Source organism: Streptomyces sp. NPDC042364, from assembly GCF_056437585.1.
The window spans coordinates 545,557-566,162 of record NZ_JBWKAJ010000003.1 but is presented as its reverse complement, the minus strand read 5'-3'; the positions used below and the strand labels follow the sequence as shown (position 1 = coordinate 566,162).

Here is a 20,606-nt window from a genome sequence, read left to right as displayed (position 1 = left end):
AACCAGCAACGCGGTTTGTTATCCAGTCGGTTTCACGCCGCCCGTGCCGGACGCCTTCGAGCCGCGCGCACCGGACGCCTTCCGGTCGGTCGCTCCGTCAGATCTCCGCACGGCGTGCGCTCGCCGAACACCGTACGAGGAGCGTACGCTGTTCGCAAGGTCCGTACGGTGTTTCACGATGCCGTTACCCTGAAACCCGGGAAAGACGAGGAGGCCGTATGTCCGAGAACCAGGTGATCCAGTCGGTGTGGACCCGCCCGCGCCGCCAGAAGCGCGAGCAGCCCGCGCTGAGCCGGGACGCCATCGTGGCCGAGGCCGTACGCCTGCTGGACGAGGAGGGCGCCGCCGCGCTGAGCATGCGCCGCCTCGGCACCCGGCTGAACGCGGGCGCGACCTCGATGTACTCGCACGTGGCGAGCAAGGACGAACTGATCGAGCTGGTCGTGGACCATGTCTACGGCGAGATGGAGGTCCCCGGTCCGGACGCGGCGAAGGACTGGCGGGCGGCGGCGTCGGCCTGTGCCCACAGTGTTCGCTCGACGATCTTGCGCCACCCCTGGATCGCCCCGATGCTGGGCGAGGTGGGCGTCTCCCTGGGGCCGAACTCGATGCGGCTCACCGAGGGCATGCTCGCCATGCTGGAGGAGGCGGGCTTCGACCTGGAACAGGCCGACCACGTGGTGCGGATCATCTTCGCCTATGTGATCGGCATGACCACCAGCGAAGCCGCCTGGCTCACCATGCTCGCCCGCAGCGGGCAGAGTCAGGAGGACTGGACGCGCAAGGTGTGGCCGGCCGTCGAACAGGCCACACGCGACTATCCGCACCTCCGCCGGCGCTACACCGCGCAGCAGGGCGGCCGCTCGTCCGAGGTCCTCGTGGACAACTTCGGCTACGGCCTCGACTGGGTCCTGGACGGCCTCCGGTCCCGCCTCGACCGGGGGCCCCGGAAGGGGGCCGCGACCGGCTGAGCGCCCCCCGACCCGGGCTTTCGGCCAACCGTCCACGGCGTCTCGTCCCGGCCGTGGGCGGTTTCTCTTTGGCTGGTTATGAACGCCGTGCGGACTTGCGAACACTGTACGCACTCCGTACAGTGTTCATCACGCCGCACAACGTGTGGCCGGAGCAAGGCCCTCGGTATCCCAACCCTCCAAAGGACACGCCATGGCGAAGAAGGCGCAGCAGACGCAGGGCTCGAAGTGGAACGACCTCCGCACCTGGAGGGCGACCGGCAGCTGGGAGGCCAGCGACAGCTGGGGCCTGACCGGCACCTGGCGGATGGAGGGCGCCTCCGGCTCCTGGGACACCACGCAGGACACCTTCGGCAGGCCGCATCCGGCACCGGCCGCCCCGGCCGCCGTGGCCACCGCCGGGACCCCGGCCCCCGTCGCCGACGTGGTCGAGCTGGCCACCGGCCGCCGGATCGACCTCGGCCACTGGCAGCGCCGCCTCGACGAGCTGCGCGAGGAGCACGACGTGCCCGGCGCGACCCTCGCCTTCGTGGTCGACGACGAGGTGCAGGAGCTGGCCAGCGGTGTCCTCAACCGGCAGACCGGGGTGGAGGCCACCACCGACTCCGTCTTCCAGCTCGGCTCGATCGCCAAGGTCTACACGGCCGCACTGATCATGCAGCTGGTCGAGTCCGGCGACCTCGACCTGGACGCCCCCGTCGTCTCCGTCCTGCCGGAGTTCGCGACCATCGACCCGGAGGCCACCAAGGTCATCACCACCCGGATGCTCCTGTCCCACACCAGCGGCCTGACCTGCGACTTCCACCTCGACACCGGGCGCGGCGACGACAGCCTGGCCAAGTACGTCGAGGCCGCCAAGGGCGTGGCGATGGACTGCCCGCCGGGCACGGCCGTGTCGTACAGCGGTATCGGGTACGTGGTGCTCGGCCGCATCGTCGAGGTGCTGACCGGCACCACCTGGGACCAGGCGCTCAAGGACCGGCTGCTCACCCCGCTCGCCCTCACCCACACGATGACGCTCCCCGAGGAGGTCCTGCCGTTCCGCGCGGCGATGGGACATCTCGCCGGGCCGGACGGTGAGCAGACGCTCGCCCCGGCCTGGGACCTGATGCCGCGCGCCGCCGGCCCCGCCGCCCGCGTCTGCGCCACCGCCGGTGACCTCGTCCGCTTCGCCAAGCTGCACCTCGACGGCGGCAGGGCGGCCGACGGCACACCGATCCTCGGCCCCGACTCGGTCGCCGCGATGCAGCAGCGCGAGACGGACGTGCCCGACAAGTGGACGGTGAGCGCCGACGGCTGGGGCCTCGGCTGGACCCTCTACGACTGGGACGGCGTGCCCGGCTTCGGCCACGACGGCGCCTCCATCGGCCAGTACGCCTACCTCCGCGTGGTGCCCGGCGCCGGTGTCGCCGTCGCGCTCCTCACCAACGGCGGCGGCTCCCGCCTCCTCTACGCCGACCTGCTGCGCGAACTCCTCGCCGACCTCGCGGGCGTGGCCGTGCCGGCCCCGTTCGCGCCCGCCGAGCAGCCGCCCGCCGTCGACATCACCCCCTGGACCGGCACCTACAAGCGCGAGGGCGTCCTCATCACGGTCTCCGAGCGCGACGGCAGGCCCCACCTGGTGTACGCCTTCGTCGACGGCATGGCCGGCTACTCCCCGGACCTGGAGATGGAGCTGGTCCCCCTCTCCGACACGGTCTACGCCGGCGCGGGCGGCGGTGCCTCCTTCGCCGAGGACTGGATGCCGGTCGTCTTCTCCACCCTCGCCGACGGCACCAAGTGCGCGTACATCGGCATGCGGGCGGCCCCGAAGACGGCGTGATCCCCCGGGCCCGCGGGGCCGCGGCACGCGAGCGCCGGTCCCCCTGTGGGACCGGCGCCCGGCGTCGTGGTGCAGGCTCACACCCGGGCCGTCCGCTTCTCCGGCTCGGCGATCGGCCGGTGCGACCGGATCCGGAACCGCCGCAGCAGCGGCATCTCGACGAAGGTGTACGACAGCCACCCCGCCAGCACCGACAGCGCCAGCACGAACGGCAGCAGAGCGAAGAACGCCCCCGTCCCCAGCTGCCCGAAGTCACTGTCCATCAGGTACCAGACGGTGACCTGCATGATGATCAGGTGCCACAGGAACATCCCGCAGGAGTTCCGCCCGAGCCACACGATCACCGGCCGGGACAGCAACCGCTCGGGCCCGCTGCCCTGCGCCAGCAGCAACGGCGCCGCGAGCCCCACCGCGACCACCATGTGGCAGACGTACTTGAGCGCGGCCTCGTCCTTCGTGAGCACGATCGACGCGATGCTGCCCGCCCAGTCCGTGTTGGACAGCGCGAACGCCACCGCCGCCGCACCCCACAGGGCCCACGGGTAGGTGCGGACGAACTCCACGAACGCCGGCCGCTGCCCGGTGCGGGCCTTCGCGGCGACCAGCGCGAGCAGCATCCCCGCCGCGAGGAACCCGAGGTAGCCGCGCAGCCACCACAGCGACGGCGGGCCCAGCGGGCTCGACGGGCTGGTGGCGACCAGCCAGGTGAAGTCGGCCACGATCACCGCGGTGAGCAGCGCCCCCGCCAGCTTCAGGCTCTTCGTCGCGCGCAGCACCTTGTGCAGCACGAACGCCGCCGCGGGCAGGGCGATGTAGTAGTGCACCTCGGTGGCGAGGCTCCAGGTCTGCGCCCAGTTGGTCATGCCCGGATCGGTGCGCAGGTCCTCCCAGTTCTGCACGTGCTGCACGGTCAGCAGCCGCAGCGTGCGCCACCCGTCGCCGAGCTGCTCCCGGTTGAACACCAGCAGCGCGGTGACCATGAACAGCCAGTAGGCCGGGAAGATGCGCAGGACGCGGTGCCAGTAGTAGTGCAGCGTGTTCGGCTGCTTGCGGCCGCCGAGCGCGGCGTCGGCCCACGGGCGGTAGAGCAGATAGCCGCTGATGATCAGGAAGATCGGGATCGCCACCAGGAAGCCCGTCATCACCGGGGCGAAGGGCCCCGGCTTGCCGGTCTTGTCGATGAGCGCCCCGGTCCACTGCGCGAGGTGCGCGACGAGCACCATCAGCGTCGCGATCGCGCGCAGGCCGTCCACGGCGGGCTCGAAGGTCCGCTCGGCCCGTACGGGGGACTCCTTGGCGCCGGGCACGGCGCTGACCGGCGGTGCCGGCCGAGGTCTGTCCAGGGAAGTGGTCACGGCGAAGGGCCTCTCGTTCGGTAGGGCGGTGCTGACGTTGGCCGGGACGCTAACAAACCGCTCACGCGGTTTTCCAGATTGGCGAAAAGTGGTCGTTCGCCCTCCGCTCCCCTCGGTCGCCCCGCCGCACCGCCCTGGCCTGGCCATCTGCGGGGAAGGGCAACTGCCCCACGTCGTGCCGATGTTCAAGTGTCCGATCCGTGCACTTCCCTGAACTGACCAAACCGCTCAAGCGGTTTGTTAAGGTGGCCGAGTTTTCGGAGTTCTCGGAGTTTCCGACCCCCACCCAGCGAACCCGACGGGAGTCCCCTTCGCCGTGGCTACGTTCCTCTACAAACTGGGCCGACTCGCCTTCCGACGGCGAGGCCGGACGACACTGTTGTGGCTGCTGATCCTGGTGGGCGTGGGCTATGCCGCCTCCGCCGCGCCGGCGCCGCCCGCCGACACCTTCTCCATGCCGGGCACCGAGTCACAGAAAGCCTTCGACCTGCTCAAGGAGCGCTTCCCCGACGCGAGCGCGGACGGCGCCACCGCCCGCGTGGTCGTCCGCGCCCCCGAGGGCAAGATCTCCGACCCCGGCCAGAAGGCCAAGGTCGAGCAGCTCCTCGCCGACCTCGCCAAGGCGCCCCTGGTCAAGGGCGTCGCCGACCCCTACCAGGCGGGAGCCGTCAGCAAGGACGGCACCACCGCCTACGCGACCGTCCTCTACGAGGTCGCCGCCACCGAGCTGACCGACAAGGCGAAGGACGCCCTCACCGACGCCACGGCGGACGCCCGCAAGAGCGGACTGACCGTCGAGGCGGGCGGTGACGCCGTCGCCGTGGAGGCCGCCAAGAACAACGCCGAGTCCCTCGGCATCCTGGTCTCCGCCGTCGTCCTGCTGCTGACCTTCGGTTCGATGGTCGCCGCCGGCATGTCCCTGCTGACCGCCGTCATCGGCGTCGGCGTCGGCATCAGCGGCATCACCGCGCTCGGCTCCACCCTCGGCCTGTCCAGCACGACATCGACGCTGGCCCTGATGATCGGCCTGGCCGTCGGCATCGACTACGCCCTGTTCATCGTCTCCCGCTACCGCTCCGAGATGGCCGAGGGCCGGGAGCGCGAGGAGGCCGCCGGACGCGCCATCGGAACCGCGGGATCCGCCGTCGTCTTCGCGGGCCTGACCGTCATCGTCGCCCTCGCCGGACTCGCCGTCGTCAACATCCCGATGCTCACCAAGATGGGCCTCGCCGCGGCCGGCACGGTCGCCGTCGCCGTGCTCATCGCCATCACCTTCGTCCCGGCGCTGCTCGGCTACGCCCCGTTCAAGACGCTGCCCCGCCGTGAGCGCAAGAAGTACTCCGGCAAGCCGCTCAGCGCCCGCCAGCGGCGCAAGGCCGCCAAGCGCGCCGCCAAGGCCCGGCCCAACCTCGGCTCCCGCTGGGCCGGCTGGGTGCTGCGCCACCCGGTCGCCGTCCTGCTCCTCGGCGTCATCGGCCTCGGCACCCTCGCCGTCCCCGCGGCCAGCCTCGAGCTGGGGCTGCCCGGCGAGGGCACGATGGCCGAGGACACCACCCAGCGCAAGGCCTACGACATGCTGTCGGATTCCTTCGGCGCCGGCTTCAACGGCCCGCTGCTGCTCACCGTCGAGGCCAAGGACGCCAAGACCGCCGCCGACCGGGTCGGCAAGGAACTGGCGGGGAAGCCCGGTGTCGCCTCCGTCAGCCCCGCCAGCGTCAACAAGGCGGGCGACACGGCGATGGTCAACGTCATCCCGACGACCGGCCCGACCGAGGGGAAGACCGAGGAGCTGGTCCACTCGATCCGCGACTCCGCCGCCGGATTCAAGGCGGAACTCGGCGCGACCGTCCTCGTCACCGGCCAGACCGCCCTGTTCATCGACTTCTCGCAGACCCTCGACGACGCGATGGTCCCGTACCTCGCGCTGGTCGTCGGCCTCGCCTTCGTCCTGCTCGTCCTCGTCTTCCGCTCGGTCCTGGTCCCGCTCAAGGCGGCCCTCGGCTTCCTGCTGTCGGTGACCGCGGCACTCGGCGCCGTCGTCGCCGTCTTCCAGTGGGGCTGGCTCAAGGACGTCTTCGGCATCGACCAGCCCGGACCGATCATGAGCACCATGCCGATCTTCATGATCGGCGTCGTCTTCGGTCTCGCCATGGACTACGAGGTCTTCCTCGTCACCCGGATGCGCGAGGCCTTCGTCCACGGCGAGCAGCCCGGTGAGGCGGTCGTCACCGGCTTCCGGCACGGCGGCCGGGTGGTCGCCGCCGCCGCGATCATCATGGCGAGCGTCTTCTCCGGCTTCATCCTGGACGCCAACGACTTCGTCAAGATGATCGGCTTCGGCCTCGCCGTCGCCGTCCTCTTCGACGCCTTCGTCGTCCGGATGGCCATCGTGCCCGCCGTCCTCGCCCTCCTCGGCCGCTCCGCCTGGTGGCTGCCCCGCTGGCTGAACGCCGTCCTGCCCGACATGGACGTCGAGGGCGCCAGGCTCGCCACCGGCCACCGCGGGGCGATCCCGCACCAGCGCAAGCGCGAACCCTCCTTCGTCGACTGACCCCGGAACGACGGGCCTGCCCGGCGGCTCCCCAGGCCGCCGGGCGGGCCCCCTCCCCGCGCACGCCTCGGCACCCCCCTCCCGACCCCCACCGTCGCGGTCCCTTCCTGAAGTCGCACCTCATCAACGACCGAAGAAAAGGACCATCACCATGGCTCTTGCCGGCACGCTCGCCCCGCCCCGGGCCACCTCCGTCACCACGGTGACCGAGGCCCTGCGCCTGCGCAGCGTCGAACAGCCCGACGAGATCGCGTTCATCCACCTCCGCGAGGGCGAGACCCCCGACGGCTCCCTCACCTACCGGCAGCTGGAGACCGACGCCCGCGCCCGGGCCGCGTCCCTGACCGCCGCCGGCCTCGAAGCGGGCGACAGCGTCCTGCTCCTCCTGCCCTCGGGCCTGGAGTTCATCCGGTCGCTGCTGGGCTGCATGTACGCCAGGGTCGCCGCCGCCCCCGTACAGGTCCCCACCCGCCGGCGCGGCGTGCAGCGGCTGCGCCGGATCGCCGACGACGCGGGCACGACCACCATCCTCACCACCGCGGCACTCAAGGCCGACCTGGAGCGGCAGTTCGCCGGCCTCCCCGAACTGGCCGGCCTCACCCTCATCGACACCGAGGCACTGCCCGCCGCCCCGGCCGACCGGCCCGGCCCCGCCCCGCTCCCCGACGACATCGCCCTGCTCCAGTACACCTCCGGTTCCACCGGCGACCCCAAGGGCGTGATGGTCTCCCACGCCAACTTCCTCGCCAACGTCACCGAGACCGAGGACATCTGGCCCACCGGCCCCGACGGCGTCGTCGTCTCCTGGCTTCCCCTCTTCCACGACATGGGCATGCTCTTCGGCATCCTCCTGCCGCTCTGCTCCGGCATCCCCGCGTACCTCATGGAGCCGGCCGCCTTCATCCGCCGCCCGCTGCGCTGGCTGGAGGCCCTCTCCACCTACCGGGGCACCCACGCCGCCGCGCCGAGCTTCGCGTACGAGCTGTGCGTGAGCGCGCTGCGCGGCGCCGAGGACGCCGACCTGGACCTCTCGTCGTGGCGGGTCGCGGCGAACGGGGCCGAACCGGTGCGCTGGCGGGCGGTGCGGGACTTCACCGAGACGTTCGCCCCGTACGGGTTCGCCCCCGAGGCCATGACCCCCGGCTACGGGCTGGCCGAGAACACCCTGAAGGCGACGGCGAGCCCCGCGGACCGGCCGCCCACCGTGCTGTGGGTGTCCTCGACGGCCCTCCAGGAAGGCCGCCTGGAGATCGTCGGGGAGACGGCACCCGGCGCCCGGCCGCTGGTCGGCTCCGGCTTCCCGTCGGCCACCACCCGCGTCCGGGTGGTCGACCCGGCCACCCGCACTCCTCGCCAGCCCGGCCGTCTGGGCGAGATCTGGATCCACGGACCGTGCGTCGCCCTCGGCTACCGGGAACGCCCGCGGGAGACCGAGGAGGCGTTCGGGGGCCGGATCGCGGGGGAGAGCGGGGCGCGCACCCACCTCCGCACGGGCGACCTGGGCTTCCTCCACGAAGGGGAGCTGTTCGTCGCGGGACGCCTCAAGGACGTCGTCATCCGCAACGGACGGAACTTCTACCCCCAGGACATCGAACTGTCCGCGGAGTCGGCGGTGCCGGGGCTGCGGCCGAACTGCGCGGCGGCGTTCTCCGTGGACGACGGGGAGCGGGAACGGCTGGTGGTGGTCGTCGAGACCGACGGGAGGGTGCTCCGCGAGGTCGGCGCGGCGGAGCTGCGCGAGCGCGTCCGGGCGGCCGTGTACGACGGGCAGCGGCTGAGGGCCGACGACGTCGTGGTCATACGGAGGGGGGCCCTGCCCCGTACCACCAGCGGGAAGGTGCAGCGGCGGGGCTGCCGGAAGCTCTACCTGGACGGGGAACTGGGGGTCGTCGCCGACTGAGCGGTGCCACCTCGGGGCCCGCCCGTGCGAGCGCTTTCCTCACCGGCGGGCCCCCGGCATCGTGAGAGCAAAGTTCCTTTCCGGTCACCCGGTGCCACAGCGCGGAAACGCGCCCTCCCTACCTTCGGGACTCACAAGCCATCACCCCCCAGCAAGAATCCGAGCCCGGAGAACCGTGGAGGCGTCATGACAGCCCCGAGCACAGCCCCCGCTGCCAGTAGGGGAGGCCGCTGGATCCAGCACTGGGATCCGGAGGACGAGGCCTTCTGGAACGAGACCGGCGAGAAGGTCGCCCGCCGCAACCTGATCTTCTCCGTCCTCTCCGAGCACATCGGCTTCTCCATCTGGACCGTCTGGTCGGTGATGGTCCTCTTCATGGGCCCCGAGTACGGGCTCACCCCGGCCGACAAGTTCTTCATCGTGTCGATGGCCACCCTGGTCGGCGCCATCGTGCGCATCCCGTACACCTTCGCGGTGGCGATCTTCGGCGGCCGCAACTGGACGGTCGTCTCGGCGAGCCTGCTGCTCGTCCCGACCGTCGCGGCCTTCGTCGTGATGGAGCCGGGGACCTCGTTCAACACGTTCCTGGTCTGCGCGATGCTCGCCGGTATCGGCGGCGGCAACTTCGCCTCCTCCATGACCAACATCAACGCCTTCTTCCCGCTGCGGAAGAAGGGCTGGGCGCTCGGCCTCAACGCGGGCGGCGGCAACATCGGCGTCCCGGTCGTGCAGCTCATCGGTCTCGCCGTCATCGGCGCCAGCGGCGGCCCGCGCGTCCTGCTCGGGATCTACATCCCGTTCATCGTCATCGCCGCGGTCCTCGCCTGGCTCAAGATGGACAACATCGCGTCCGTCAAGAACGACACCGGAGCCGCCAAGGACGCCGTGAAGGAGGCTCACACCTGGATCATGTCCTTCCTCTACATCGGCACCTTCGGCTCCTTCATCGGCTACAGCTTCGCCTTCGGACTCGTCCTGCAGACCCAGTTCGGCCGTACGCCGCTGCAGTCCGCGTACGTCACCTTCATCGGCCCGCTGCTCGGCTCGCTGATCCGCCCCGTGGGCGGCGCCCTCGCCGACCGGTACGGCGGCGCCAAGATCACCCTGTGGAACTACGTCGCCATGGCCGGCGCCACCGGGGTCATCGTCGTCGCCTCCATGCAGAAGTCGCTGCCGCTGTTCACCGCGGCGTTCATCGCGCTCTTCGTCCTCACCGGAATCGGCAACGGCTCCACCTTCAAGATGATCCCGGGCATCTTCCAGGCGAAGGCCCTCGCCAAGGGGCTCCGGGGCGAGGAGGCCGCGGCCTACGGACGCCGTCTCTCCGGTGCCTCGATGGGCATCATCGGAGCGGTGGGCGCGCTCGGCGGCCTCGGCATCAACCTGGCCTTCCGCCAGTCCTTCCTCACGGTCGGCTCCGGCACCGGCGCCTTCGTCAGCTTCCTCGCCTTCTACGGGGTGTGCTTCGCGGTGACCTGGGCCGTATACCTTCGCCGCCCGGCGGCCAAGGCGGTCACGGCGGCGGCCGAGACGGAGGCGAAGCCGCAGCTCAGCTACGCCGAGGTGTGACATCGCCCATGGCGTGACACGAGTGACGTAACACCAGCGACATCAACCCGAACCGAGCCTGTCACGCAGCGTTGACAGGCTCGTTCGGCATGTAGGTGCCAGAGCCAGGTACTACGACTCGGGCGGGACGAGAACCATGTACGACGAACAGCAGCGACCAGACCACGGCCCCCTGGCGGGGTTCACGGTGGGCGTGACGGCCGCGCGCCGCGCCGACGAACTGGGGGCCCTGCTCCAGCGTCGCGGAGCGTCCGTCCTCCACGCGCCGGCCCTCCGCATCGTGCCGCTCTCCGACGACAGCGAACTGCTCGCCGCCACCAAGGACCTCCTCGCCCAGGCACCCGACATCGTGGTGGCCACCACCGCCATCGGTTTCCGCGGCTGGATCGAGGCGGCCGACGGCTGGGGCCTCGGCGAGGCACTCCTGGACCGCCTGCGCGGTGTCGAAGTCCTGGCGCGCGGACCGAAGGTGAAGGGCGCGGTGCGCGCCGCCGGCCTCACCGAGGAGTGGTCACCCTCCTCCGAATCGATGGCCGAGGTACTGGACCGACTGCTGGAGCAGGGTGTCGAGGGCCGCCGCATCGCCGTCCAGCTCCACGGCGAACCCCTGCCCGGCTTCGTGGAGTCGCTCCGGGCCGCCGGAGCGGAGGTCGTGGGCGTCCCCGTCTACCGCTGGCTGCCGCCGGAGGACCTCACCCCGGTCGACCGCCTCCTCGAGGCGACGGTCGGCCGCGGCGTCGACGCCCTCACCTTCACCAGCGCGCCCGCGGCGGCCTCGCTGCTGTCCCGCGCGGAGGACAGGGGACTCCTCCCGGAACTGCTGAACGCCCTCAACCACGACGTACTCCCCGCCTGTGTCGGCCCGGTGACGGCCCTTCCGCTCCAGGCCCACGGCATCGACACCGTCCAGCCCGAGCGGTTCCGCCTCGGTCCCCTCGTCCAGCTCCTCTGCCAGGAACTCCCCGCCCGCGCCCGCACCCTCCCCATCGCCGGGCACCGCGTGGAGATCCGCGGCCACGCGGTCCTGGTCGACGGCGCGCTGCGCCCCGTCCCGCCCGCCGGCATGTCCCTGCTCCGCGCCCTGGGCCGCCGCCCCGGCTGGGTCGTCCCCCGCTCCGAACTCCTCAAGGCCCTCCCCGGCGCCGGCCGCGACGAACACGCCGTGGAGACGGCGATGGCCCGCCTCCGCACGGCGCTGGGCGCGCCGAAGCTCATCCAGACGGTGGTGAAACGGGGCTATCGGCTGGCGCTCGACCCGGCGGCCGACACGAAGTACGGGGCGCCGGGCGCCTAGTAGCAGGGGGCGCGCGTGGTTCGGCGGGTGCGGGTGGTGGGGGCTTGCCGCGCAGTTCCCCGCGCCCCTGAAAAGCGACCGGGGCTGCGCCCCGTGCTCTTGCCTGCCGCCGCACCAGGCGCCGCGCGCGGCCACGTGCGACACGGCTCCGTAACGGGTACGAACACCTGAACCCCCCGACGCGGTGACCCCAAGGCGGTGACAGGCCCATGTCCTACACCCCCCGCTTCGACTGCGGCCACCGCTGCCTGGACCTCCTCGCCACCATCCACCCCGAGGAACAACTCACCTCCCCCGCACACCTGCGCCGCTGGATCACCGCCGCCGCCCTCGTCCCCGAGGACACCCCCCTGGACCACATCACCCCCGACTGGCTCCCCGCCTTCAGGGAACTGCGCGACCACATAGCCCGGTTGGTGCACCCCGCCGCGACCGCGACCCCGCCCCCCGACACACGGTCCGACGCCCTCGCCTACGACACCTCCCTCGCCCGGATCAACGACCTGGCGACCGCCGCGCCCCCCGCCCCCCGAGCCGTCCGCACGGACACCGGCACCCTCACCCGCACCCTCGCGCACACCCCCGACAGCGCGGCCCTCCTCGCCGTCCTCGCCCGCGACACCGTCGAGTTGCTCACCGATCCCGTCGCCTGCGCGGGGCTGCGCCAGTGCGCGGGCGACAACTGCCCCATCGTGTACGTCGACACGTCCCGGGGCCGGCGCCGCCGCTGGTGCTCCAGCGAGATCTGCGGCAACCGCGAACGCGTGGCCCGCCACCGCCGCCGCGCGGCCCTGTCACGCGCGTAGACCGCGCACCTTCCGCCCCACTTCCCCCCACTTGGCGCCGTATTGCCCATGTCCCCTGCCGGGCCTAGCAGTTGGGCAACAGCCCCGCAGCCGTAAAGAAGCAGCAGTGCTGTTTTTCACACCCTGAGATCCACATCTTCACAATTCCCGCCCTCCGGTGCCGGTTTTGAAACCGGTTTGGGTGCGCTTGTCCCTCAGGGGCCCCACCAACCCCACGTTTAATCGAGAAAGTTGTGGCTCGACTCTGAACACACAACTGGTTACCTACGTATCCCGATGTGAGCGACCGACTGGGGGAACCCCCGGACACCGGAGGTAGCCGTGCGCAAGGATTCCGCTGTGGCCGATGACCGCCCGCACAGGGCACGACATCGCGCATCACAGCCCTCAGAGCCAGACGAGGAGCTGATGCGCGCGCTGTACCGCGAGCACGCTGGACCCTTGCTCGCGTACGTGCTGCGTCTGGTCGCGGGCGACCGCCAACGCGCCGAGGACGTTGTGCAGGAAACTCTCATCAGGGCCTGGAAGAACGCCGGTCAGCTCAATCGAGCGACCGGATCGGTACGCCCCTGGCTGGTGACGGTCGCACGCCGCATCGTCATCGACGGCCACCGCAGCCGGCAGGCCCGGCCGCAGGAGGTCGACCCGTCGCCGCTGGAGGTCATCCCCGCGGAGGACGAGATCGACAAGGCGTTGTGGCTGATGACACTGTCGGACGCGCTGGACGACCTGACCCCTGCCCACAGGGAAGTCCTGGTCGAGACCTATTTCAAAGGGCGTACGGTCAATGAGGCGGCCGAGACGCTTGGCATCCCCAGTGGAACCGTCCGCTCCCGGGTGTTCTACGCCCTGCGGTCGATGAAGCTGGCTCTGGAGGAGCGCGGGGTGACGGCATGAGCAACATCTACGGGGGGTATGGACCGGGAATGCCCGGGTCTGTGCAAGGAGCCCAAGGTTCCGGCGACAACATCCACGAAACCGTCGGCGCGTACGCCCTCGGGATACTGGACGACGCCGAGGCCACACAATTCGAAGCACATCTCGCCACGTGCGAGTGGTGCGGTCAGCAGCTCGACGAGCTGGCCGGCATGGAACCGATGCTGGCCGCCCTCGCCGATCTGCCCGCGGCCCAGGGGACACCGGCGATCGGCGAGTCCCTGGCGGCGAAACCGAGCCCGAAGCTCTCGGACCGGCTGGTCGGCGAGGTCGTCCAGCACCGGGCCAAGAAGAGCCGGCGCAACTTCTTCATGCTGGCGGCCGGTATCGCGGCGATCATCGCGGGTCCGACCGCGGTGTTCGCGACGGCCGGTGGTGGCGACGAGGGCAAGTCGGCCACACCGCTGGCCGCCAACCCCGCCAAGGACGCCTTCATGGGGATCAAGTCCGCGGACAAGGTCTCGTCCACGGACGCGGCCAGCCAGGTCAGCGCGACGGTCGCCACCCAGGAGAAGGCGTGGGGCACCCACGCGGTCCTGGAGCTGAAGAACGTCAAGGGCCCGGAGAAGTGCTCGCTGATCGCCGTCGGCAAGAACGGCGAGCGTGAGACGGTCACTTCCTGGTCCGTCCCGAACTGGGGTTACGGCATCAAGAACGCCAAGACGGAGCAGGCCAGGAACCCGCTCTACGTCGAGGGCGGCGCCGCCTTCACCCCGGACGAGATCGACCACTTCGAGGTCCTGACCTTCTCCGGCAAGAAGCTGGTCCAGGTCGAGGCGTAACCGACCGGTGCCCCGCGTCCCCTCCGTCTTCCGGGGGCGCGGGGCACCGGCTGTTCCCCCCGGGGGCTACCGTCGCGTACGGTGGACGGCTGCCCAGCACGTCAGAAGGGGGCCCGGGTGGCCGCTCAGGTTCAGCAGGAAACGCTCGACTCCGCTCACGACTCCGTCCGCGAGCGGGAGATCGGCGTCGAACAGGAACATCTGGACCGGGTGTACCGGCGTCTCGAGGAGAAGATCCACGAGGCCGAGTTCCTGATGAACGACGCGGCCAAGCGCGGCCAGGTCGGTACCCCCGGCGCGCTCGCCGAGCGCGACGCCCAGGTCTTCCGCGCGGGCATCCACCTCAACCGGCTGAACAACGAGTTCGAGGACTTCCTCTTCGGCCGGATCGACCTCCTCCTCGGCAAGGACGGCAAGAAGGGCCCGGACGGCGCGTACACCGCCGTCGAACCCGCCGAGGGCGCCGTCCGCCCCGACGACACCGCCGACATCGCCGAGACGCTCCACATCGGCCGTATCGGCGTCCTGGACTCGGAGTACGCGCCGCTGGTCATCGACTGGCGCGCCCCGGCCGCCGCCCCCTTCTACCGCTCGACCCCGGTCGACCCCGGCCGCGTCGTCCGCCGCCGCGTCATCCGCTCCAAGGGCCGCAGGGTGCTCGGCGTCGAGGACGACCTGATGCGCCCCGAGCTGACGGCCTACCTCGACGGCCACGAGCTGCCCGTCATCGGCGACGGCGCCCTCATGGCCGCCCTCGGCCAGGCCCGCAGCCACACCATGCGCGACATCGTCGCCTCCATCCAGGCCGAGCAGGACCTCGTGATCCGCGCCCCCGCCGCCTCCGTGACCTACGTCGAGGGCGGGCCCGGCACCGGCAAGACGGCCGTCGCCCTGCACCGCGCCGCGTACCTCCTCTACCAGGACCGGCGCAGGTACGCGGGCGGCATCCTCATCGTCTCCCCGACCCCGCTGCTCGTCGCGTACACCGAGGGCGTCCTGCCCTCCCTCGGCGAGGAGGGCCAGGTCGCCATCCGCGCGATCGGCTCACTCGCCGAAGACGCAGGCGGGGCCGGGGCCACCCTGTACGACTCCCCGGCCGTGGCCCGCGCCAAGGGCTCCTCCCGCATGCTGAAGGTGCTGCGGAAGGCCGCCCGCGGCGCGCTGGAACTGGGCGACGCGCCCACCCGACTGCGCGTCGTCGCCTTCGGCCGCCGGCTGGAGCTGGAGGCCGGGGACCTGGACCGCATCCGCCGCAACGCGCTCGGCGGCACGGCCCCCGTCAACCTGCTGCGCCCCCGCGCCCGCAAGCTCCTCCTCGACGCCCTGTGGGACCGTTCGGGGGCGGCCGGCCGCCACACGGACCCCGAACTCGCCGCCGAACTCCGCTCCTCCTTCGACGAGGACATCACGAGCGAGGACGACTTCACCGGGTTCCTCGACGCCTGGTGGCCCGAGCTGACGCCGCGCGCGGTCCTCGCGGCCATGGCCGACGAGCGCCGGCTCGGCCGCTGGGCCCGGCGCATCCTCAACCCGGGCGAGGTCCGCCGGGTCGCCCGCTCCCTCAGGCGGGACGGCCTCTCGGTCCACGACGTCGCCATGCTGGACGAGCTCCAGGCGATCCTCGGTCTGCCCGCCCGCCCCCGGAAGAAGCGCGAACTCGACCCGCTCGACCAGCTCACGGGCCTGGAGGAGCTGATGCCCGTCCGCGAGGAGACCCAGCGCGAGCGCGCCGAGCGGCTGGCCCAGGAACGGACCGAGTACGCGCACATCATCGTCGACGAGGCGCAGGACCTGACGCCGATGCAGTGGCGCATGGTCGGCCGTCGCGGCCGCCACGCCACCTGGACGGTGGTCGGCGACCCCGCGCAGTCGTCCTGGTCGGACCCGGACGAGGCGGCCGAGGCGCGGGACGAGGCGCTCGGCAACCGGCCCCGCCGTCGCTTCACCCTGACCGTCAACTACCGCAACCCGGCGGAGATCGCCGAACTGGCCGCGAAGGTGCTGGCGCTGGCGATGCCGGGCTCCGAATCCCCCTCCGCGGTCCGCTCCACCGGCGTCGAGCCCCGCTTCGTCATCGCCCAGCGCGACACCCTGGCCCGCACGGTCCGCGCGGAGGCCGCGCGGGTGCTGGACCTCGTCGACGGGACGGTGGGCGTCGTCGTCGCCATGAACCGCCGCGAGGAGGCCGCGCGCTGGCTCGCCGGTCTCGGCGACCGCGTGGTGGCGCTCGGCAGCCTGGAGGCGAAGGGCCTGGAGTACGACGCGACGGTGGTCGTCTCCCCGGCGGAGATCGCCGACGAGTCACCGGCCGGCCTGAGGGTGCTGTACGTGGCCCTCACCAGGGCGACCCAGCAGCTGACGGTCGTCTCGGCGGAGCGGGACGACCCGGACGCGACGGGAGTGCCGGACCTGCTGCGGGACTGAGGCGGGCCGCACGGGGCGCAGCCCCTGCCTTCCAGGGGCGCGGGGAGGCGCGCGAGCGACCACGAACCACCCGCACCCCCCGATGCACCGCCAACTCCCGGAACCCTTGGGCGCCTGTTAGCCTGGGTGTGGCACCGGCTCGATCCAAGCCCCCGGGCCCAACCTTCGTCGCTCAGAGCGACCACTTGCCGCGAGGCGAGCATGGCGGGTCGGTGCCACTTGGACACAGCGGTACGCGAAGAGGTCCACGTCTCTGTGACGTGGACCTCTTTCTGTTGAGAACAAAACGTTCTCAATCCCGCCGGGCTAACGCCTACTCGGTGGTAGGTGCGACGATCGGACGGCAAAACGCACAAACGCAGTAGCGAAAGCAGAGGAAGTCGGCCATGGCAACGGCGCCCAGCGTCTCCTACTCGATGACGGTCCGCCTGGAGGTGCCCGCGAGCGGAACCGCGGTCTCCCAGCTCACCGGAGCCGTCGAGTCCCACGGAGGCTCGGTGACCGGCCTCGACGTGACCGCCTCCGGCCACGAGAAGCTCCGTATCGACGTCACCATCGCCGCCACCTCCACCGCGCACGCCGACGAGATCGTCGAGCAGCTGCGCCACATCGAGGGCGTCACGCTGGGCAAGGTCTCGGACCGTACGTTCCTGATGCACCTCGGCGGCAAGATCGAGATGGCGTCGAAACACCCCATCCGCAACCGTGACGACCTCTCGATGATCTACACGCCCGGTGTGGCCCGCGTCTGCATGGCGATCGCCGAGAACCCCGAGGACGCCCGCCGCCTCACCATCAAGCGCAACTCCGTTGCGGTCGTGACGGACGGCTCCGCCGTCCTCGGCCTCGGCAACATCGGCCCCAAGGCCGCGCTGCCCGTCATGGAGGGCAAGGCCGCCCTCTTCAAGCGGTTCGCGGGCATCGACGCCTGGCCGATCTGCCTCGACACCCAGGACACCGACGCGATCGTCGAGATCGTCAAGGCGATCGCCCCCGGCTTCGCGGGCATCAACCTGGAGGACATCTCCGCGCCCCGCTGCTTCGAGATCGAGGCCCGGCTGCGCGAGGCCCTCGACATCCCCGTCTTCCACGACGACCAGCACGGCACGGCGATCGTGGTGCTCGCCGCCCTCACCAACGCGCTTCGCGTCGCGGGCAAGGGGATCGGTGACATCCGCGTCGTCATGTCCGGCGCCGGCGCGGCCGGCACCGCCATCCTCAAGCTGCTCATCGCGGCCGGTGTGAAGAACGCCGTCGTCGCCGACATCCACGGCGTGGTGCACTGCGACCGCGAGGACCTGGTCGACGCCGCCGCCGACTCGCCGCTGCGCTGGATCGCCGACAACACCAACCCCGAGGGTCTCACCGGCACGCTGAAGGAGGCCGTGCGCGACGCGGACGTCTTCATCGGCGTCTCCGCCCCGAACGTGCTCGACGGCGCCGACGTGGCCGCCATGGCGGACAACGCCATCGTGTTCGCGCTCGCGAACCCGGACCCCGAGGTCGACCCGGCGGTGGCCCGGCAGACGGCGGCCGTCGTGGCCACCGGCCGCTCCGACTTCCCGAACCAGATCAACAACGTGCTGGTGTTCCCGGGTGTCTTCCGCGGCCTCCTCGACGCCCAGTCCCGCACCGTCAACACGGAGATGATGCTCGCCGCCGCGAAGGCCCTCGCCGACGTCGTCACCGAGGACGAGCTGAACCCGAACTACATCATCCCGAGCGTCTTCAACGACAAGGTCGCGGGAGCGGTCGCCGGCGCGGTCCGCGAGGCCGCGAAGGCCGCCGGCGCGACGGCCTGACCCCCTGGCGGCGGTGGCCCGACGGCGGCTCCGGCCGACTGTGACGGTCACCACGATGGACCCGGATCCCGGCGCGTCGCGGGGATCCGGGCCCTACGTACGCCTAGGGTGGCGGCCAGTCCGCCGCCGTGGCGGGCCCGAGCGGGACCTGCGTGGACATGGCGCTTTTCGTGTGACTCCCATGGGTGGTCGTGTGACTCCCATGGGTGCCGGATTGGCTTTCCCGCCGCAGGTGAGTGCAGGATGCGTCCCTGGGCGCGAGGGTCTGACGACGGACCCGGGTCCGCCTCAACGGCAAGAAGAACACGGGAGTAACAACATGAACCGCAGTGAGCTGGTGGCCGCGCTGGCCGACCGCGCCGAGGTGACCCGCAAGGACGCCGACGCCGTGCTGGCCGCGTTCGCCGACGTCGTCGGTGACATCGTCTCCAAGGGCGACGAGAAGGTCACCATCCCCGGTTTCCTGACCTTCGAGCGCACCCACCGTGCCGCTCGCACCGCGCGCAACCCGCAGACCGGCGACCCGATCCAGATCCCGGCCGGCTACAGCGTGAAGGTCTCCGCGGGCAGCAAGCTCAAGGAAGCCGCCAAGGGCAAGTGATCCCGCCGCCCGTACGCCGCGGGACGGCGTACGAGGCCCGGTAACGCCAGTGGGGCGGTCTCCCGACTCCGGGAGACCGCCCCACAGGCGTTCTCAGCGGCTCCGCCGCCCCACGGGCAGCGCCCTCACCACTGCGAGCGGCGCCTCGGCCGAGGTCTCTGCCCCGCCTCGGCGCCCAGCTCCATGAGCTTCTCCGTGCTGTGTTTGCCCGGGGGGTGACCCCCGGACCCCCAGCAGGGGCGGGTGCGGGTCTCAGCCGAGGGCTTTGCCCGGGAGTTCGACCTTCGCGCCCAGCTCCATGAGCTTCTCCATGAAGTTCTCGTAGCCGCGGTTGATGAGGTCGATGCCGTGGACGCGGGACGTGCCCTGGGCCGCGAGGGCGGCGATGAGGTAGGAGAAGCCGCCGCGGAGGTCGGGGATGACCAGGTCGGCGCCCTGGAGCTTCGTCGGGCCCGACACGACCGCGGAGTGCAGGAAGTTCCGCTGGCCGAAGCGGCAGTCGGAGCCGCCGAGGCACTCGCGGTAGAGCTGGATGTGCGCGCCCATCTGGTTCAGGGCGGACGTGAAGCCGAGCCGGGACTCGTAGACCGTCTCGTGGATGATCGACAGGCCCGTGGCCTGCGTCAGCGCCACCACCAGGGGCTGCTGCCAGTCGGTCTGGAAACCGGGGTGGACGTCCGTCTCCAGGGCGATCGACTTCAGCTGGCCGCCGGGGTGCCAGAAGCGGATGCCCTCGTCGTCGATCTCGAACGCGCCACCCACCTTCCGGTAGGTGTTCAGGAACGTCATCATCGAGCGCTGCTGAGCGCCCCGGACGTAGATGTCACCCTCGGTCGCCAGCGCGGCGGACGCCCAGGAGGCGGCCTCCAGGCGGTCCGGGAGGGCCTTGTGGGTGTAGCCGCCGAGCGCGTCCACACCGGTGATGCGGATCGTGCGGTCGGTGTCCATCGCGATGATGGAGCCCATCTTCTGCAGGACGCAGATGAGGTCCTCGATCTCCGGCTCGATCGCCGCGTTGGACAGCTCCGTCACGCCCTCCGCGAGGACGGCCGTGAGCAGCACCTGCTCCGTCGCGCCGACCGACGGGTACGGCAGCCGGATCTTCGTACCGCGCAGGCGCCGCGGCGCCTCCAGGTACTGGCCGTCCTCCCGCTTCTCGATCTTCGCGCCGAACTGCCGAAGCACCTCGAAGTGGAAGTCGATCGGCCGGCCGCCTATGTCGCAGCCGCCGAGACCGGGGATGAAGGCGTGGCCGAGCCGGTGCAGCAGCGGACCGCAGAACAGGATCGGGATACGCGAGGAGCCCGCGTGGGCGTCGATGTCGGCGACGTTCGCGCTCTCCACGTTCGTCGGGTCCATCACCAGCTCGCCCGGTTCGTCCCCCGGGCGGACCGTTACGCCGTGCAGCTGCAGCAGCCCGCGCACCACCCGCACGTCGCGGATGTCGGGGACGTTGCGCAGCCGGCTCGGACCGCTGCCGAGCAGCGCGGCGACCATGGCCTTGGGTACGAGGTTCTTCGCACCGCGGACACGGATCTCGCCACTGAGCGGGGTGCCGCCGTGTACAAGCAGTACGTCGTCAGAGCCGTTGACGGTCATGAATCTCGCGTTCCGTGGAGTAGGGCAGAGGGCTTTACGGCGTGGGGGACCGACCGGTTTCCCGTTGTGCGGGAGCCGTTTCGGCGTGGGCCGGAAGGGCTAGCGTAAACGCCGCCCACCCCCCTTCCGTAAGCCCGAGTACTTCTCAGCCACGTCATGAGTTCGCCACAACACGAACCGTTCACCGCCGGGCA

General features: G+C 71.2%; 14 protein-coding genes. 12 read left to right on the top strand and 2 right to left on the bottom strand.

The window, feature by feature from the left end; translation table 11 throughout:
- The first annotated feature begins 218 nt into the window (after positions 1-218).
- Together AC067N_RS09040 and AC067N_RS09035 are read left to right on the top strand one after the other, a co-directional pair.
- Entirely contained in the window at positions 219-971 is a 753-nt protein-coding gene (locus AC067N_RS09040; RefSeq protein ID WP_478678205.1) for a TetR/AcrR family transcriptional regulator, read from the top strand.
- A 193-nt stretch (positions 972-1,164) separates the two neighbouring features.
- Positions 1,165-2,793 (top strand): serine hydrolase domain-containing protein, encoded by a 1,629-nt coding sequence (locus tag AC067N_RS09035; protein WP_478678204.1) that lies wholly within the window; start codon positions 1,165-1,167, stop codon positions 2,791-2,793.
- A gap of 77 nt (positions 2,794-2,870) precedes the next feature.
- Here the strand turns inward: AC067N_RS09035 and AC067N_RS09030 are convergent, their stop codons facing one another.
- Positions 2,871-4,148 carry an acyltransferase family protein gene (locus tag AC067N_RS09030; protein WP_478678203.1) on the bottom strand — a complete coding sequence of 426 codons (1,278 nt, stop codon included), beginning with the start codon at positions 4,146-4,148 and terminating at the stop codon, positions 2,871-2,873.
- Positions 4,149-4,464: 316 nt separating this feature from the next.
- Between AC067N_RS09030 and AC067N_RS09025 the strand changes: the two genes are divergently transcribed.
- The 10 genes from AC067N_RS09025 to AC067N_RS08980 all read left to right on the top strand — a co-directional run bounded on the left by AC067N_RS09025 (position 4,465) and on the right by AC067N_RS08980 (position 18,813).
- Positions 4,465-6,699 (top strand): MMPL family transporter, encoded by a 2,235-nt coding sequence (locus tag AC067N_RS09025; protein WP_478678202.1) that lies wholly within the window; start codon positions 4,465-4,467, stop codon positions 6,697-6,699.
- Positions 6,700-6,850: 151 nt separating this feature from the next.
- The gene (locus AC067N_RS09020; RefSeq protein ID WP_478678201.1) at positions 6,851-8,599 is read left to right on the top strand and encodes a fatty acyl-AMP ligase; all 1,749 of its coding nucleotides are present in this window, start codon (positions 6,851-6,853) and stop codon (positions 8,597-8,599) included.
- Positions 8,600-8,785: 186 nt separating this feature from the next.
- Positions 8,786-10,168, top strand: a complete 1,383-nt coding sequence (locus tag AC067N_RS09015; RefSeq protein WP_478678200.1) for a nitrate/nitrite transporter — start codon at positions 8,786-8,788, stop codon at positions 10,166-10,168.
- A 136-nt stretch (positions 10,169-10,304) separates the two neighbouring features.
- The gene (locus AC067N_RS09010) at positions 10,305-11,462 is read left to right on the top strand and encodes a uroporphyrinogen-III synthase (RefSeq protein ID WP_478678199.1); all 1,158 of its coding nucleotides are present in this window, start codon (positions 10,305-10,307) and stop codon (positions 11,460-11,462) included.
- 209 nt (positions 11,463-11,671) lie between these two features.
- Positions 11,672-12,268, top strand: a complete 597-nt coding sequence (locus AC067N_RS09005) for a CGNR zinc finger domain-containing protein (RefSeq protein WP_478678198.1) — start codon at positions 11,672-11,674, stop codon at positions 12,266-12,268.
- 321 nt (positions 12,269-12,589) lie between these two features.
- A complete protein-coding gene (locus AC067N_RS09000; protein WP_079049401.1) occupies positions 12,590-13,165 on the top strand; it encodes a sigma-70 family RNA polymerase sigma factor in 576 nt (191 codons plus the stop codon).
- Positions 13,162-13,986, top strand: coding sequence for a zf-HC2 domain-containing protein (locus AC067N_RS08995; protein ID WP_478678197.1), 825 nt, complete (start codon positions 13,162-13,164; stop codon positions 13,984-13,986). The genes AC067N_RS09000 and AC067N_RS08995 overlap by 4 nt, the downstream gene beginning before the upstream one ends.
- A 117-nt stretch (positions 13,987-14,103) precedes the next feature.
- Positions 14,104-16,410, top strand: coding sequence for a HelD family protein (locus AC067N_RS08990; RefSeq protein ID WP_478678196.1), 2,307 nt, complete (start codon positions 14,104-14,106; stop codon positions 16,408-16,410).
- A gap of 386 nt (positions 16,411-16,796) precedes the next feature.
- Positions 16,797-18,212 carry an NAD-dependent malic enzyme gene (locus tag AC067N_RS08985; protein ID WP_478678195.1) on the top strand — a complete coding sequence of 472 codons (1,416 nt, stop codon included), beginning with the start codon at positions 16,797-16,799 and terminating at the stop codon, positions 18,210-18,212.
- Positions 18,213-18,531: 319 nt separating this feature from the next.
- On the top strand, positions 18,532-18,813 hold the full coding sequence (locus AC067N_RS08980) for an HU family DNA-binding protein (protein WP_055512725.1): 282 nt from the start codon (positions 18,532-18,534) through the stop codon (positions 18,811-18,813).
- A gap of 252 nt (positions 18,814-19,065) precedes the next feature.
- Here AC067N_RS08980 and murA read toward each other — a convergent pair whose 3' ends face one another.
- Positions 19,066-20,412: a UDP-N-acetylglucosamine 1-carboxyvinyltransferase gene (gene murA, locus AC067N_RS08975; protein WP_478678194.1), complete on the bottom strand. Its 1,347-nt coding sequence runs from the start codon at positions 20,410-20,412 to the stop codon at positions 19,066-19,068.
- Positions 20,413-20,606: the final 194 nt, after the last annotated feature.